Genomic DNA, 15937 nt, shown 5'->3' with positions numbered 1-15937 from the left:
GGAAGCCGATCCTACCGTGCCCGCCTCAGCGTCCGCCCTGAGCGCCGCGGGGCAGCTCGGGGGCCACGGGCAGGGGATCCCTCATCCGGTCGCGCCACGATCTCGACTGCCCGGCGCGCGCCGCGCACAGCACGAGCAGCATCCAGCCCGACCCGGTGATGGTGAAGCTCTCGAACATCGAGTAGACGAGCAGGGCGATGAGCACGAGCGGCGTCCAGGTGTAGACGACCGAGCGTCGCTCGCTCGCCTCCAGCCACGCTCGCACGAGCGCGGTGCCGCAGAAGAGCAGGAAGGCCAGCAGGCCGAACCAGCCCACCTGCAGCAGCACGTCGAAGTAGGCGTTGAGGGCCGAGGCGTGGCGTTCGCCCAGCAGGAAGTTGATCGACAGGAACGGGAACTCCGTGGGCGCCCAGGCGCCATACCAGCCCCATCCCTGCACCGGGTAGCGGGCGACGAAGTCGAGGATCATGTTCCACAGATCCGCGCGCGTCGAGAAGTCGGATCCCGCGCCGAGGAAGGCGATGATCGGTACGCGGATGACGTACGCCAGGCCGAGGCCCACCACGACGATGCCCGCGATGCTCGCCTGGAGCACGGGGCGCGAGGCCGCCGCGGTGTGCCGGACGACCATGAGGGTGAGGGTCGCGAGCCCCACGATCAACGCGATGATGATGATGCTCGGCGAGTCCGACAGGACCGCCAGGCTTCCCGCCAGCAGGACGGAGAAGACCGCGAGTCCCGGTCGGATCGAGGAGGTCCGCCACTCGACGAGGAACGTGATGAGCGCGACGACGGCGACGAAGCCGAGCGCGTTCCGGGTGCCGAAGATCCCCTGCACCGGTCCGAGCTCCGCGATCAGCCCCTGCACCCCCAGCAGCGGCAGCGGCATGTCGATGAGGATGCCGAAGAAGATCTCGACGCCGAGCGAGATCGCGAGCAGCCAGCGCATGACGTCGCCGAGGGCCCTCGCCGTCTGCAGGGTGTCGCGCACATGGGCGATGGCGATGGCGATGAGGGCGAACGCCGCCAGGGCCAGCCAGCCGCTGACCGACTTGGGCTTGTCGCTCGACCAGAAGATGCTCACGAGCGCCCAGCCCGCGAACAGCAGCACGGTGGTCGGTGCGATCTGCAGGGGCGAGAGGACGTCGCGGCGGGCGAAGAGGAGCCCCGCGGCGATCACGCAGAGTCCGACGATGATCGTGATGAAGGTGACGCGGCCCATGAGCTGCTCGATCGCGAAGCCGCTGAATGCCGCACCGAACGCCGTCAGCGTGAAGGCGCGCGCGAGACCGGCCGAACGCAGCAGCTCGCCGAGCGCACTCGGGCCGGTCGCTCGGGTCACGTGTCGCTCGCCACCGGGTCGCCCCGCTCGATCGCGAGCGAGGTCTCGGCGGGCCCGACGCCCACCAGCGGCGACTGCGCGACCTTGGCGCTCAGCATCACGATGAACATCCATCCCCACAGCAGCAGGGGACCGGACTCCGCCACGCCCTGCACGAGCAGCACCGTGGCGATGAGCGTCGGCAGCAGCGTCAGGGGGGAGTAGGGGCGGTCGGCCCGCAGGTCCCACCGGGGCCGGTCGATGGCGAAGAACCACGAGCGCCAGATGAACGAGACGAAGATGCCCGCCACGAGCAGGACGCCGACGATGCCCAGCTGGAGGAACACGTCGATCCACATGTTGTGGGCCTGCATGACGGTCTGGCCGTGGTCCACGATCCAGCGGTCGAACGCGGGGTCCCATGGCAGCCACGGCGTGGCGAAGCCCCATCCGATCACGGGATGCTCGACGGCGCGTGCGAGCACCGCCTGCCAGATGGACTCGCGTCCGGTGAGGTCGCTCGAGCGCCCGAGCAGACCGAAGATCGCGTCACGCCCGAACCAGAGGGCGCCCGCCCCGACGACGGCGACTCCCGCGTATGCCACGTAGTAGCGCGTACGACCGCCGGGGCGTCGTACCGTGCGCATCAGCAGGACCGTCGTGAGCACGACGACGACGGCCGCGGCCGACAGGTAGGCGGTGGCGGAGCCGGCCCGCACGAAGAGGAACAGGGTGAGCGCGAGCCAGATCCCGGCGCTCACGCGATTCTCGCTGCGCGCGGCGAAGCGGATGGCGAAGACGATCAGTCCGACAAGCGCGACGACGGCGAGCAGGTTGGCGTTGCCCTGGATGCCCTGGATGCGCCCCCCGTCGAAGAGGTTGTCGCGCGACCAGTAGACGATGGGGTTCAGCTTCTCGGTGGGCAGCACGAATCCGGGGAGGATCGGCCCGTGCACGAAGATCGAGACGCCGAGTTCGAACAGGAGCGATGCGCCGAGCACCCACTTCAGCGCCGCCGAGATGGCGGCGACCGTCTCGCGCCAGGTCAGGACGGCCGCGATGAAGAGCCCTTGGAAGCTCGTGACCGCCAGGAGCGACCAGGTGAGGGCCGTGGTCCCGGGCCACGCCGACCAGATGATCGAGAGCGCCGCCCAAAGGGCGTAGACGATGACGAACCACGGCAGTCGTCGCGGATTGACGCTCGGGCGCAGCGCGACCCAGAGCACGATCGACACGGCGGCCGCCGCATACGCCAGACCCGCCGCCACGACGGCGCCGAAGGCGAGGACCCACGCGACTCCCGCCAGCGCCTGCACGAGGACGAACACGCACCACGCGCGCAGCAGCAGGTGCCCGGTGCGCTCGCGCACGGGGGCTGCGGGCACCGGCCCGGCGGGGTGCTGGGTTCGAACGGCCATGATGCCCCAGATTAGCCCGCGCGCCTCGTAGGCTGGGGGCGTGCTGGCGCCCTTGACGAACACGCCCCGCGACTACGCATGGGGATCCTCCACCCTGATCGCCGAGCTGGAGGGGCGTGTCCCCTCCGGTCGTCCCGAGGCGGAGGTGTGGTTCGGGGACCATCCGGGCTCTCCGGCGCTCCTGCAGGACGGTTCCTCGCGCACGCTCGACGCGTGGTTCGCCGCCGAGGGCGTGGCCACCGACTCGCCGGAGCGGCTGCCCTACCTGCTGAAGCTGCTGGCCGCGGGGTCGCCCCTCTCGATCCAGGTGCATCCGTCGCAGGAGCAGGCGCGCGCCGGCGCCGCCCGCGAGGATGCCGCCGGGATCGCCGTCGACGCCCCGCACCGCAACTACCGCGACGACAACCACAAGCCCGAGGTGATCGTCGCCGTCAGCGACACGTTCGAGGCGCTGGCCGGGCTGCGCCCGCTCGCCCGCACGCGCGTGCTCCTCGACGCACTCGGCGATGCCCCCGGGGTGGCGCGGCTGCGCGAGGTGCTGGGCGCGACCGACGACGCGGCAGCGCTGCGCGATGCGCTCGCCTGGCTGCTCTCGGGCACCGCCGGCCCGGCCGTGGCGGAGATCATCGCCGCCGTGCGCGCGGCGACGTCGGAGACGTTCGCGACCGAGATCGCGGCCATCGGTCGCATCGCCGACGCCTATCCGGGCGACCCGGGCGTCGTGGTGGCGCTGCTGATGAACCACGTGACGCTCCGACGGGGCGAGGCCGTCTACGTCCCCGCCGGCGTCCTGCACGCCTACCTCTCGGGTCTCGGTGTGGAATTGATGGCGGCCAGCGACAACGTGCTGCGCGGCGGGTTGACGCCCAAGCACATCGACGTGGACGAGCTCCTCGCGATCGTCGACACCCGTCCCGGCGAGCCGCCGCTCCTGCCCGCGGTGGCGGGGGAGCCGGGGGTGGACGTGTTCGCCCCGGGCATCGAGGACTTCGAGCTGCTGCGGGTCGTCGTCGCGGAGGGGGAGGTGCGCCGCATCCGGCTGCGCGGCCCCGCGATCGCGCTCGCCACGGCGGGCGCACCCGTCGTCACCGCGCCCGGCGGCCGGGTCGAGCTCGTCCCGGGCGGCGCGGCCTTCGCCTCGCCCGACGAGCGGACCCTCGAGATCACCGGTGCGGGGGAGCTGTACCTCGCGATGCCCGGCCGAGTGCCGCGGCGCCCCGCAGCCGGCTGAGACAGCGTCGCCGCCGGCGGACCGTCGGCGGACCGTCGATAACGAATCCGCCCCATCCGACACGCCGTCGGCGCGTCGCGAAGATTCAAGCACGGGTTGAGGGTTTACGATCTGCGACTTGCAATCGTCGAATCACACCTGTGTAATTTAGTCATCCGTCGCAGGGCGCGAGGGTGATGATGTGGGGAGAGCACATGACGGGCGCACAGTACCGTTCGGGCGTTCCCGACAACTGGTTCGTCGATCCGGTCTTCCTGGGGGTTCCCGGGGTCCGCCGCGACGCGCCGGTCGACGAGGAGAACCAGCTCTCCTGGCAGACCGACGCCCTGTGCGCGCAGACCGATCCTGAAGCCTTCTTCCCCGAGAAGGGCGGCTCCACCCGGGATGCCAAGCGCATCTGCACGACGTGCGACGTCCGCGGGGAGTGCCTCGAGTACGCGCTGCAGAACGACGAGCGCTTCGGGATCTGGGGCGGACTCAGCGAACGCGAACGACGCAAGCTCAAGAAGCGCGCCGTCTGACACGCGGACGCGGCAGATCGATGTTTCCGGCGCGTGCGCGCGGCGTCTCGATTCCTCCCGCTTAGGCTGACCGAGTCATGCCCGCCCGTGTTCACGCCCTCCTCGTCGTGCGCCCCGACGACCGCAAAGCGGTCGCAGCGCACCTCCGCCGCACCCTCGACGCGCTCGCGGCGCAGTCCCGCCCGGTCGACGCCGTCACGATCGTGCTCTGCGGTCCCGACCGCACCCTGACGGAGCTCGCCGCCTCCTCCGGCGCCGAAGGCGTGATCACCGCGAGCGGATCGACGACCTTCGCCGACGCCGTGCGGATGGCGTCGTCGCGCATCACGGGCGACGTGGTCTGGTTGCTCGCGCAGGACACCGCACCCGCGCCCGATGCGCTCGCGCGCCTGCTCGGCGGCCTGGAGAAGGCGCCGTCGGTCGCCGTGGTCGCCCCCAAGCTCGTGGACTGGGACGACGACGGCCGGATCGTGTCGCTCGGCATGACGATGACGCCGGCGGGACGCACCGTCGGGCTCGCCGACGACGAACTCGACCAGGGCCAGCACGACGGCACCGAGGACAGCCTGGGGGCGGACGTCCGCGGTCTGCTCGTGCGCGCCGACCTCTGGCGGACGCTGCGGGGCGTCGACCCCGCGCTCGCCGGTGCCGACGAGGGTCTGGATCTGGGCGTGCGCGCCCGTCTGGCCGGCTTCCGCGTCAGCCTCGTCCCCGCCGCGCGCGTCGCGGTGGCCGGCGACGGCACGGCCGGGCTTCCCTCGCCCACCACCCGCCGCCGCATCCGTCGTCGGTGGCTCGCCATCCGCGTCGCGCAGCTGCACCGCCGTCTCGTCTACGCGCCCGCCGGCGTCGTGCCGCTGCATTGGCTCTCGCTCCTCCCGCTCTCGCTGTGGCGTGCGGCGGTGCTGCTGCTGGCCAAGCAGCCCGCCCGGGTGCTGCCCGAATGGGGCGCGACGATCGCCGTCTTCTTCCGCTGGGGGGCCATCGCCCGCGCGCGCGCCCTCATCCGGCACTCCCGCACGGTCTCGTGGAGCCAGCTCTCGACGCTGCGCATCACGCGCGCGGATCTGCGCCAGCGCTTCGATGCCGACGCGGATGCCGACGCGATCGATCGCCCGGTGCGCGAGGACCTGCGCTTCTTCACCGGCGGAGGGGCCTGGATCGTCCTCGCCGCGCTCGTGGTGTCGATCCTCGCCTTCCCGACGCTGCTCGCCTGGCCCGTGCTGGGAGGCGGCGCCCTGGAGCCGCTGCGCGCGACCGTCGTGCAGCTGTGGGCGGATGCCGCCTACGGGCTGCGTTCGGTCGGTCTCGATGCGATCGGCCCCGCCGATCCCTTCGCCGCCGTCATCGCGCTCGTCGGTTCGCTCTGGCCGGGGGATCCCTCGCGCGCGCTCGTGCTCCTCTGGCTCGCGGCGCTGCCCTTGGCGACGCTCGGCGGCTGGTTCGCGGCGACGCGTCTCACGGGTAACTCGCTGCTGCGCAACACCGCCGCGATCGTGTGGGCGCTCGCCCCCACCTTCTGGGCGGCACTCGTGGAGGGGCGCCCGGCGGCCGTCATCGCGCACCTGATCCTGCCGTGGCTGCTGTACGCGGGCGCCGTCGCCCATCGCTCGTGGGCCGCGGCCGGTGCCGCGTCCCTCCTGCTCGCGGCACTCCTGGCGTGCGCGCCCTCGCTCGGCCCGGCCCTGCTGGCCGTCTGGGCGCTCGCCGTCATGCTGACCGTGGTCGCGCGGGGCGGACGCGGCGTCGGCCAGATCGTCTGGACGATCGTCCCCACCCTCGTCCTGTTCGCGCCCCTCGCCTGGCGTCAGCTGCGCAGCGGCACCCCGTGGGGCCTCCTCGCGGACCCCGGTGTCGTGTGGGCGGGGCCTCAGGCGGCCGCGGATGCGAGCGGGCGGCTCGGGCTCGCCGCGGGCTTCCCGACCGCCGATCTGGGCGGATGGGCGTCGCTCTTCGCCGGCACGTCGCTCGCGCCGTACGCCGCGGTCGTCCTCCTGCTCGTGGCGCCGTTGGGCGCGCTGGCCCTGCTCTCTCTGCTCACGCCGCGCTGGATGGTGTCGGCGATCCTCGTCATCGTCGCACTGCTGGGACTGGGGACCGCCTTCGCGGCCGTCGGGATCTCCGTCGCCGTCTCGGCCGGGTCCGTCCCGGTGGCGCTCTGGCCGGGTGCCGCGCTCAGCGTGGCCTGGCTCGGCGCCCTCGGGGCTGCGATCGTGGCGCTCGATGCCGGGCTCCCGGTGCGGCGCCGTGCGCTGCGGGTCGGCGGCTCGGTCGTGCTGATCGGCACCCTCGTCGTGCTCGCGTTCCCCGCCGTGACGGCGACGCTGCGCGACGCGAGCCTCCTCCAGAACGGCCCCGCCGCCACTCTCCCCGCTTACGTCGCCGCCCAGGGGCGCGACGACCAGTCGGTGGGGACGATCGTGCTCTCACCGCAGGGGGACGGGTCGATCGCGACCCGCGTCGTCTGGGGAGGGAGCGACTCGCTCGGGGGGCAGTCCACGCTCACCTCGACCCGCCTGGAGCCGACCGACGCCGACCGCGAGGTCGCCGCCCTCACCGCGGACCTCGTGACCTCGACCTCCGACGACATCGTCGCGCGGGTCGCCGCCCACGGCATCAGTTTCGTCGTCATCGCGCCCGCCGTCGAGGGAGAGTCCGATGCCGCCCGCGCGGTGCGGCTCTCGGCGGGCACGGCCCTCGACCAGCGCCGAGATCTCGACGACGTCGGCACGACGCCCAAGGGCGAGCTGTGGCGCGTCACGAGCGACGTCGCCGCGCGTCCCGTGCCGACCGCATCCGATCACCGCCTCACGGTCGGGATCGCCGCCGTGCAGCTCGTGACGGTCGCCGTCGCGTTGCTGCTCTCGTTCCCCACGGCGGCGTCCCGTCGCCAGGCGCGGCGCACCCCCCGCGCCGTCGGCCCGCGCGCCCGGGAGGAGCAGCGATGAAACGACGCACCTGGATCAGCTGGGCAGCGACCAGCACGCGCCTGGTCGTCGGCGCCGCGGGAGCGGCCGGGATCGTCCTCGTCGTCGGGATCGGCGTGGCGGCCCCGTGGCCGACCCACGAGCGCGCGCCGCTCAGCGTCGAGGTGACGCCGACGCCCGCCGACACCGTGCTCTCCTGCGCCGGCCCTCTCATCGCGCTCGCGCGGGACGCGACACAGGCGGGCGGGCTCACGGCGGCCGCGACCAGCGACGTCGTCTCGGCATCGGTCGGCGCCGACGCCGACATCTCCACCTCCGCCTCGGTCCCCGGCGTCGCCGGCAGCGAGGGGGCGACGGTCGTCACCGCGAACCCCGAGAACGGATCCCGCTCGGATGCGGCGGCCTCCGGCAGCGCCTCGGTCGCGGCCGACGACATCCGCGGCTTCGCCGCCTCGGCCTGCCAGCCCACCCGCATCGAATCGTGGCTCGTCGGAGGATCGACGACCACGGGATCGGGCGACCTGATCCTGCTCTCCAACCCCTCGGATGTCGTGGCGACCGTCGACCTGTCGCTGTACGGCGCCACCGGCCTCACCCTGCCGCCGGGTGGCGCGGATCTCGTGGTCGCCGCGCGTACGCAGCGCATCGTGCCGCTCGCCGCCCTCGGCGTGGGCGAGGAAGCACCCGTGGTGCGGGTCACCGCCGCCGGCGCGCCCGTCGCCGCCGCGCTGCAGTCGAGCATCACCCGGACGCTCCTGCCCGGCGGAGTCGACCAGAGCGGTATGGTCGCGGGCGCCGCGAACACGCATGTCATCCCGGGCGTCCAGGTCGCGCAGAGCGCGGTCGACGCGGCGGACGCCGGCGCGACGACGCTGCTGCGCCTGCTGTCACCCGGCCTCGCCGGCTCCGTCGACATCGCGGTGCAGGACCAGACCGGTGCCGAGGTGCTGCGGCGCGACGTGCCGGTCGAGGCCGATCGTCCCGCCGAGGTCGACCTGGCGGGGCTCGCCGCGGGGTCCTACGTGGTGACGGTGCGCGCCGAGGTGCCCGTCGTCGCCGCGGTCTGGCAGGCCACGGGCCTCGGTGAGAACGCGGACTTCGTCTGGAACACGCCCGCCGACGTCCTCGACAAGCCGGCGCTCGTCGCCGTGCCCGACGGCCCCTCACCGCTGCTCGTCCTCGCCGCGACCGCCGGTCCCGCGCAGGTGACGCTGGAGCCGGTGAGCGGCGGCGGCGCCGAGCAGCGCGTGACGGTGGATGCGGGAGGCGTCGCCACGGTGGCGCTGACCCCGGGGACGGTCTACCGTCTCGACAGCGGGAGCCCCGTGCGCGCGAGCGTCGCCTTCCTCGGCGACGGCGCCATCGGCGGGTTCCCGGTGCTGCCGGCGGATGCGGCGGCGGCCGCGCTCACGGTCCACCCGTAACCGGGGGACCGGGGTCGGTCAGAGGAAGCGGAACCGGTCGGGACCGAGGTCCCACGGATCGCGCCCCAGGTACTCCGCCGCGGCGCGGAAGACGCAGCTCTCGATCATCATCCTGCGGTGCGCGTCGTCGTTGCGGTGGAGGTGCGCCAGACGCTCGATCGGCAGCCGGTAGAGGACGATGCGTCCTTCCTCGGGCAGTGCCGTCCACCGGGGGATACCGTCGGCATCCGCGGCGGCCGGCATGTCGGCGATCTCGAAGCGCACGTCGCGCAGCTCCGACCACGCGCCCCGCAGGAACTCGGCCACCGAGCCGACGGCCAGGTCGAATCTGTCGACGCGTGTCTCGAGAGGCGGGAGCGGCGGACGCACCACCGCACTCCGGCCCTCGCGACCGTGACGGCCGTGTCGTGAGGGGCGCCCCCGTGCGGGAGCTGCGCGGGACCGCCGGCGGATCATCCCCCCAGTCTACGGTTCGCACGCGGCGCGGCATGCGGGCGGCGGCGGATCGGCTGGGTAGGGTCGAGGTGATGCGGGAGAGACAGTGCTCGAAGGTGGCGTGCGCGCGCGAGGCGATCGCCACGCTCACCTACGATTACGGCGACCAGATGGCGGCGCTCGGGCCCCTCGGGCGCGCGGGCGATCCCCACGCGCACGACCTCTGCGCCGTGCACACCGAGCGGCTCTCGTTGCCCAAGGGGTGGCTCGTCATCCGTCACGAGACGCTCCGTGCGTGACGCCGCGGTAACACGCCCCGCTCGGCGCGATGCGTGGGTGAGAATGGGATCATGCCCACCGCCACGCAGCACACCGTCGAACACGCCGTCCGCGACCTGACGCTGGCCGAGGCCGGACGCCATCAGCTCCGCCTCGCCGAGAACGAGATGCCCGGACTCATGGCGCTGCGCGAGGAGTTCGCCGCCTCGCAGCCGCTGCGCGGGGCACGGATCGCCGGATCGCTGCACATGACGGTGCAGACGGCCGTCCTGATCGAGACACTCGTGGCGCTGGGCGCCCAGGTGCGCTGGGCGAGCTGCAACATCTTCTCGACGCAGGACGAGGCGGCCGCGGCGGTCGTCGTCGGCCCCGACGGGACCCTGGACGAGCCGCGCGGCGTGCCGGTGTTCGCCTGGAAGGGCGAGACGCTCGAGGAGTACTGGGCCCTCGCCGACCGCATCTTCGACTGGAGCGCCGAGGGCTTCGACGGGCCCAACCTCATCCTCGACGACGGAGGCGACGCGACCCTGCTCGTGCACCGGGGCGTCGAGTTCGAGGCGGCGGGCGCCGTGCCGGATGCCGATGCCTCCGCATCCGCCGAGTACCGCGTCGTCCTCGACACCCTGCGTGCGTCGCTGGCGCGCGACCCGCAGCGTTTCACCCGCCTGGCGGCGGGACTGCTCGGCGTCACGGAGGAGACGACGACCGGTGTGCACCGCCTCTACGAGCTCGCCGCCGAGGGGAAGCTCCTCTTCCCCGGCATCAACGTCAACGACTCGGTGACGAAGTCGAAGTTCGACAACAAGTACGGCATCCGCCACTCGCTGCCCGACGGCATCAACCGCGCCACCGACGTGCTGATCGGCGGCAAGACCGTCTTCATCGTCGGCTACGGCGACGTCGGCAAGGGCGCGGCGGAGTCGCTGCGCGGTCAGGGCGCCCGCGTCATCGTCGGCGAGGTCGACCCCATCTGCGCGCTGCAGGCCGCGATGGACGGCTACCAGGTGGCGCGTCTGGAGTCCGTCATCGACCAGATCGACATCGTCGTGACGGGAACGGGCAACACCCGCGTGGTGACGGTCGAGCACCTCCTCGGCCTCAAGCACCTCGCGATCGTGGGCAACGTCGGGCACTTCGACGACGAGATCGACATGGCGGGCCTCGAGGCGCTCCCGGGCGTCGAGAAGATCGAGATCAAGCCGCAGGTGCACGAGTACCGCCTGCCCACCGGGCGCAGCATCCTCGTACTGAGCGAGGGCCGGCTGCTGAACCTCGGCAACGCCACCGGGCACCCGTCCTTCGTCATGAGCGCGTCGTTCACCAACCAGGTGCTGGCCCAGATCGAGCTGTTCACGCGTACCGAGGAGTACCCGGTCGGCGTGTACACGCTGCCGAAGCTCCTCGACGAGAAGGTGGCGCGCCTGCACCTGGCCGCTCTCGGGGTGGAGCTCACCGAACTGACCGACGAGCAGTCCGCCTACCTCGGCGTGCCGGTCGACGGCCCGTACAAGCTCGAGCACTACCGCTACTGAGGCGGGTCGCGCCCCGCCTCAGCGCGGCGGCGTGAGCTGCGCTGCGCGGTCGTCGCGGAGCCGGATCGCGGCGAGCTCCCGGGTGAACCGGACCGCCACGACCGCGCGCACGAACAGTTCCGGATCGGCCGCGGGGATCGGCGACACCGACGCGGCCGCCTCGCGCGCCAGCTCGGACGCCAGCCGCATCCGCACCGGCGGATCGAGCTGCTCTGCCTGTCGGACGAAACGGCCCAGGCGCCGCGCCAGACCCGCGGGCAGGGGGGCGACGTCGGCCACCGCGGCCCACGCGGCGAGCGAGGGCGGAACCGTGGGCTCGATGGTGGGCAGCCGCTGCGCCCGTGTGCGCTCGCTGTAGGTGCCGGCCATGAGGTCGCCCAGACGTTGCGACCGCGGCGTGAACGCCCCCGTCACGGCGGCGACCGTGCCGAGCGTCAGCCAGATCTCCAGCACCCCGACGAGCGCGCGGATGAGCGCCTGGCGGAAGCCGGAGGCCCCGCCGTCCGAGCGGACGATCCGTCCGCCCACGGCGAGCTTGCCGAGACTGCGCCCGGCGGTGGCGGTCTCGACCGCCGTCGGCACGAAGACCGCGACGAGCGCGAACATCGCGATCCCGAGGATGGGGAACACCGCCGCGTCCAGCCCGATCCCGCCCCACCAGCTGACCGCCCACAGGAAGAGGACGAACACCAGGCCCGCGGCGAGGAAGTCGATGAGCGCGCCGAGGGCCCGAAGGAAGAACCCCACCGGCTGCACATCGAGCGCCACCGCCTCTCCGGTGAGGACTTCGTCCTGTCCGATCTCGACGATGGTCACGGGGGAGGCCATGGGTAGAGTCAAACATATGGACCTCGATGCCATGACGGCCGCGCACCGGCACGAGTGGGAGCGGCTCGACGAGCTGTCCCGCGCGCGACGACTCGCCGCCGGCGAGCAGGTCGACGAACTCATTACGCGGTACCGCGCGGCATCCGCCGACCTCGCCGAGATGAAGACGGCCGCCGGGCGCAGCGTGCAGGCCGACCATCTGTCTCTCGTGCTCTCCCGCGCGCGTCTGCGGCTGACGGGCGCCGGCGAGAACGTGCTGCGCCGCATCCCGCGGTTCTTCCTGCGGCAACTGCCGACGGCCCTCTACCGCGTGCGCTGGATGACGCTCGTCGTCGCGGGGGCGTTCGTCCTGGCCTCGGGGCTGGTCGCCGCCTGGATCTCGAGCGACCCCGCCCTCCTCGCCTCCCTCGGCAGCGAGGCGCAGCTCTCGGCCTACGCGCGGGACGAGTTCACGGGCTATTACACCGAGAATCCCGCCGCCGTCTTCGCCGGTACCGTGTGGACCAACAACGCGTGGATCGCGGCGCAGTGCGTGCTCTTCGGCATCACGGGGATCTGGCCGGTGTACGTCGTCGTCCAGAACGCCGTGGGCATCGGCACCGCAGCCGCGGTGATGGCGGGCTACGACCGGCTCGACGTCTTCTTCGCGTTCATCCTGCCGCACGGCCTGCTCGAGCTGACCTGCATCTTCGTGGCGGCGGCCGCAGGGCTCCAGATCTTCTGGGCCTGGGTGGCGCCGGGGCGTCGCTCCCGCGCCGAGTCGCTCGCCTCGGCGGGGCGTTCGCTCGCGACCGTCGCGATCGGTCTCGTCTTCGCGCTCGCGCTGTCGGGGGTCGTCGAGGGGTACGTCACGCCGCAGCCCTGGCCGGTGGCGGTCAAGATCGCCCTCGGCGCCGCGGCACTCGCCGTCTTCCTCGTGTACATGCTGCTCGTGGGCGGCCGGGCGGTGCGCCGCGGGGAGTCCGGCGACATGACCGAGGACGACATCGGTGCGCCCGAGGTCGTCGCGGGCTGATCCGCGTCATCCGCCGTTCATCCGCGTGTTCTTTTGATCAGATCAAAAGAAGCCGTAGGATGACGGTGTGCCCGCCGCATCCGCTCCTCCCACCGACGCCGCCATCCGCGGCGCGGGACTGCGAGTGACGGGAACCAGACGCGGGGTGTACGACGCGCTGCACGAGGCCCCGCACGCGCGGGCCGACGAGGTGTTCGAGCGCGTGCGCCGTGCCCTCCCCGGCGCCAGCATGCAGTCCGTCTACAACGCGCTCGGCGACTTCGTCGGCGCGGGGCTGGCGCGACGGATCGAACCGGCCGGCCACGCCGGGCTGTTCGAACTGCGCGTCGCCGACAACCACCACCACATCGTCTGCCGCAGCTGCGGCCGGGTCGAGGACGTCGAGTGCGTCACCGGATCCGCGCCCTGCCTGCATCCCGACGACACGGCCGGATTCTCGGTCGAGGTCGCGGAGGTCACGTTCTGGGGCCTCTGCCCCGCGTGCACGGCAGCGTCCGCGAACTGACCGACCCCACGCTCCCCACGAAAGGAACGCCATGTCCGACATCCAGACGGGATGCCCGATCCCTCACGACGGCGCCGACGAGACACGTCTGCCCATCGGCCCCTCCGAGCCCGACGCCGAGCCCGATGGCGTGCTCCCGCACCCGACCGCCGGCTCGGCGAACCGCGTGTGGTGGCCGAAGAAGCTGAACCTGCGACTGCTGGCGAAGAACCCCGTCGTCGGCAACCCGCTCGATGAGCAGTTCGACTACAAGGCGGCCTTCGAGGCGCTCGATCTCGCCGAGGTCAAGAAGGACATCTCGGATGTGCTCACCACCTCGCAGGACTGGTGGCCGGCGGACTTCGGTCACTACGGCCCGCTCATGATCCGCATGGCCTGGCACAGCGCGGGCACCTACCGCGTCACCGACGGCCGTGGCGGAGGTGGCCAGGGGCAGCAGCGCTTCGCACCGCTCAACAGCTGGCCCGACAACGTGAACCTCGACAAGGCACGGCGTCTGCTGTGGCCGGTCAAGAAGAAGTACGGCCAGTCCATCTCGTGGGCCGACCTCATGATCCTCACCGGCAACGTCGCGCTCGAGTCGATGGGCTTCCAGACCTTCGGCTTCGCCGGCGGTCGTGAGGACGTCTGGGAAGCGGACGACGACGTGTACTGGGGCCCCGAGACCAGCTGGCTGGGCGACGACCGCTACTCCGGCGACCGCGAGCTCGAGAAGCCGCTCGCCGCGGTGCAGATGGGGCTCATCTACGTGAACCCCGAGGGCCCGAACGGGGAGCCGGATCCGCTGCGCTCGGCGCGCGACATCCGCGAGACGTTCGGCCGGATGGCCATGAACGACGAGGAGACCGTGGCGCTCATCGCCGGCGGTCACACGTTCGGCAAGACGCACGGCGCCGCACCCGACTCCAACGTGTCGGACGACCCCGAGGCCGCGGGCCTCGAGGAGCAGGGCCTGGGCTGGAAGAACGCCCACGGCACCGGCACCGGCGACGACACCATCACGAGCGGGCTCGAGGTCACCTGGACCTACCACCCGACCCGCTGGGACAACGAGTTCTTCCACATCCTCTACGCGTACGACTGGGAGCTGTTCAAGAGCCCCGCCGGCGCATGGCAGTGGCGGCCCACGAACGGCGCGGGCAGCGACATGGTGCCGCTCGCCCATTCGGACGGACGCCGGGAGCCCCGCATGCTCACGAGCGACATCGCGCTGCGCGTCGACCCGGAGTACGGCAAGATCTCCAAGCGCTTCAACGAGGACCCGCAGGCCTTCGCCGATGCGTTCGCCCGTGCCTGGTTCAAGCTGACGCACCGCGATATGGGACCCAAGCCCCGCTACCTGGGCGCCGAGGTCCCCGCCGAGGAGCTCATCTGGCAGGACCCGGTCCCCGCGGTCGACCACGAGCTGATCGATGCCGCGGACGCGGCGACGCTGAAGCAGCCGATCCTGGCGTCGGGGCTCACCGTCAGCGAGCTCGTCTCCACGACCTGGGCGGCCGCATCCACCTTCCGCGGCAGCGACAAGCGCGGCGGCGTCAACGGCGCCCGCATCCGCCTCGCCCCGCAGAAGGACTGGGAGGTCAACAACCCCGCGCAGCTCGCTCGTGTGCTGGAGGTCCTCGAGGGCGTCCAGGCAGCGTTCAACGACGGGCGTACGGACGGCAAGAGGGTCTCGCTCGCCGACCTGATCGTGCTGGCGGGCAACGCCGGTGTCGAGAAGGCGGCGGCGGATGCCGGCGTCGAGGTGGAGGTCCCCTTCCGCGCCGGCCGCACCGACGCGAGCGCCGAGCAGACCGAGGCGCACTCGTTCGCGTTCCTCGAGCCCGGCGCCGACGGCTTCCGCAACTACGTCAAGGGACGCCAGCCGCTGCCCGCCGAGTACCTGCTCGTCGACAAGGCGAACCTGCTGACGCTCAGCGCCCCCGAGATGACCGTGCTCATCGGCGGCCTCCGGGTGCTCGGCACCAACTGGGACGGCTCCGCCTACGGCGTGCTGACCGAACGCCCCGGCGTGCTGACGAACGACTACTTCGTCAACCTGCTGGAGCTCGGCAACACGTGGAAGCCGCTCGACCCGGGCTCGCACGCCTTCGTCGCCACGAAGGACGGCAGCGGTGAGGCGCTGTGGACGGGAACCCGCAACGACCTCGTGTTCGCGTCCAACTCGGAACTGCGCGCGCTCGCCGAGGTCTACGCGAGTGACGACGCCACCGAGAAGTTCGTGCGCGACTTCGTCGCCGCATGGACGAAGGTCACCGAGCTGGACCGCTTCGACCTGGTCTGACTCGCACGGATCGCTCCGCACCCCGAAGGGCCCGCACTCCTCCCGAGTGCGGGCCCTTCGCATCCCCGCCCGCCCTGGCCCTGCCCACCCTGGCCGCTTCGCTATCCCGCCGAGCGCACATCCCGTCGTCGAGCGCACATGGTCCGCGATGTGCCGTTCTGGGTGGTTGGAACATTACAAGGTACAGGCAATCTTTGGTTTTCATTTATGGCCAGGC

Annotated in this window: 13 protein-coding genes; 9 read left to right on the top strand and 4 right to left on the bottom strand. The window is 72.2% G+C overall.

All coding sequences use genetic code 11. From position 1 onward, the window contains the following. Positions 1 to 25: 25 nt before the first annotated feature. Together AB0N73_RS07395 and AB0N73_RS07390 are read right to left on the bottom strand one after the other, a co-directional pair. Positions 26 to 1342 (bottom strand): O-antigen ligase family protein, encoded by a 1317-nt coding sequence (locus tag AB0N73_RS07395; RefSeq protein WP_363561934.1) that lies wholly within the window; start codon positions 1340 to 1342, stop codon positions 26 to 28. Next, positions 1339 to 2739 carry an O-antigen ligase family protein gene (locus tag AB0N73_RS07390; RefSeq protein ID WP_363561932.1) on the bottom strand — a complete coding sequence of 467 codons (1401 nt, stop codon included), beginning with the start codon at positions 2737 to 2739 and terminating at the stop codon, positions 1339 to 1341. The genes AB0N73_RS07395 and AB0N73_RS07390 overlap by 4 nt, the downstream gene beginning before the upstream one ends. Positions 2740 to 2779: 40 nt before the next feature. Here AB0N73_RS07390 and manA point away from each other — a divergent pair, with 40 nt between their 5' ends. From manA to AB0N73_RS07370, 4 genes are all read left to right on the top strand, one after another. After that, entirely contained in the window at positions 2780 to 3970 is a 1191-nt protein-coding gene (gene manA / locus AB0N73_RS07385) for a mannose-6-phosphate isomerase, class I (RefSeq protein ID WP_363561930.1), read from the top strand. 194 nt (positions 3971 to 4164) lie between these two features. Next, positions 4165 to 4491 carry a WhiB family transcriptional regulator gene (locus AB0N73_RS07380; RefSeq protein ID WP_363561928.1) on the top strand — a complete coding sequence of 109 codons (327 nt, stop codon included), beginning with the start codon at positions 4165 to 4167 and terminating at the stop codon, positions 4489 to 4491. Between the two features lie 77 nt (positions 4492 to 4568). Continuing rightward, positions 4569 to 7439 carry a glycosyltransferase gene (locus tag AB0N73_RS07375; protein ID WP_363561926.1) on the top strand — a complete coding sequence of 957 codons (2871 nt, stop codon included), beginning with the start codon at positions 4569 to 4571 and terminating at the stop codon, positions 7437 to 7439. Then, the gene (locus AB0N73_RS07370) at positions 7436 to 8842 is read left to right on the top strand and encodes a DUF5719 family protein (RefSeq protein WP_363561924.1); all 1407 of its coding nucleotides are present in this window, start codon (positions 7436 to 7438) and stop codon (positions 8840 to 8842) included. Before AB0N73_RS07375 ends, AB0N73_RS07370 begins: the two co-directional genes overlap by 4 nt. Positions 8843 to 8860: 18 nt before the next feature. Here AB0N73_RS07370 and AB0N73_RS07365 read toward each other — a convergent pair whose 3' ends face one another. Beyond that, positions 8861 to 9298 (bottom strand): metallopeptidase family protein, encoded by a 438-nt coding sequence (locus AB0N73_RS07365; protein WP_363561922.1) that lies wholly within the window; start codon positions 9296 to 9298, stop codon positions 8861 to 8863. A 71-nt stretch (positions 9299 to 9369) separates the two neighbouring features. Here AB0N73_RS07365 and AB0N73_RS07360 point away from each other — a divergent pair, with 71 nt between their 5' ends. Further along, positions 9370 to 9576 (top strand): DUF3499 family protein, encoded by a 207-nt coding sequence (locus AB0N73_RS07360; RefSeq protein WP_363561920.1) that lies wholly within the window; start codon positions 9370 to 9372, stop codon positions 9574 to 9576. Positions 9577 to 9627: 51 nt separating this feature from the next. Then, positions 9628 to 11088: an adenosylhomocysteinase gene (gene ahcY, locus AB0N73_RS07355; protein WP_363561918.1), complete on the top strand. Its 1461-nt coding sequence runs from the start codon at positions 9628 to 9630 to the stop codon at positions 11086 to 11088. 18 nt (positions 11089 to 11106) lie between these two features. On the opposite strand, the gene AB0N73_RS07350 is transcribed toward ahcY, so the two are convergent. Continuing rightward, the gene (locus tag AB0N73_RS07350) at positions 11107 to 11916 is read right to left on the bottom strand and encodes an RDD family protein (RefSeq protein ID WP_363561916.1); all 810 of its coding nucleotides are present in this window, start codon (positions 11914 to 11916) and stop codon (positions 11107 to 11109) included. Positions 11917 to 11932: 16 nt separating this feature from the next. On the opposite strand from AB0N73_RS07350, the gene AB0N73_RS07345 reads away from it, so the two are divergent. The 3 genes from AB0N73_RS07345 (at position 11933) to katG (ending at position 15720) form a co-directional block, all read left to right on the top strand. Continuing rightward, positions 11933 to 12931 (top strand): stage II sporulation protein M, encoded by a 999-nt coding sequence (locus AB0N73_RS07345; RefSeq protein WP_363561914.1) that lies wholly within the window; start codon positions 11933 to 11935, stop codon positions 12929 to 12931. Between the two features lie 67 nt (positions 12932 to 12998). Beyond that, positions 12999 to 13436: a Fur family transcriptional regulator gene (locus AB0N73_RS07340; RefSeq protein WP_363561912.1), complete on the top strand. Its 438-nt coding sequence runs from the start codon at positions 12999 to 13001 to the stop codon at positions 13434 to 13436. Between the two features lie 31 nt (positions 13437 to 13467). After that, positions 13468 to 15720, top strand: coding sequence for a catalase/peroxidase HPI (gene katG / locus AB0N73_RS07335; RefSeq protein ID WP_363561910.1), 2253 nt, complete (start codon positions 13468 to 13470; stop codon positions 15718 to 15720). Positions 15721 to 15937 lie beyond the last annotated feature (217 nt).

The organism is Microbacterium sp. NPDC089189, from assembly GCF_040685095.1.
Classification (GTDB): domain Bacteria; phylum Actinomycetota; class Actinomycetes; order Actinomycetales; family Microbacteriaceae; genus Microbacterium.
This window is presented reverse-complemented; position numbering and strand designations above follow the sequence as displayed.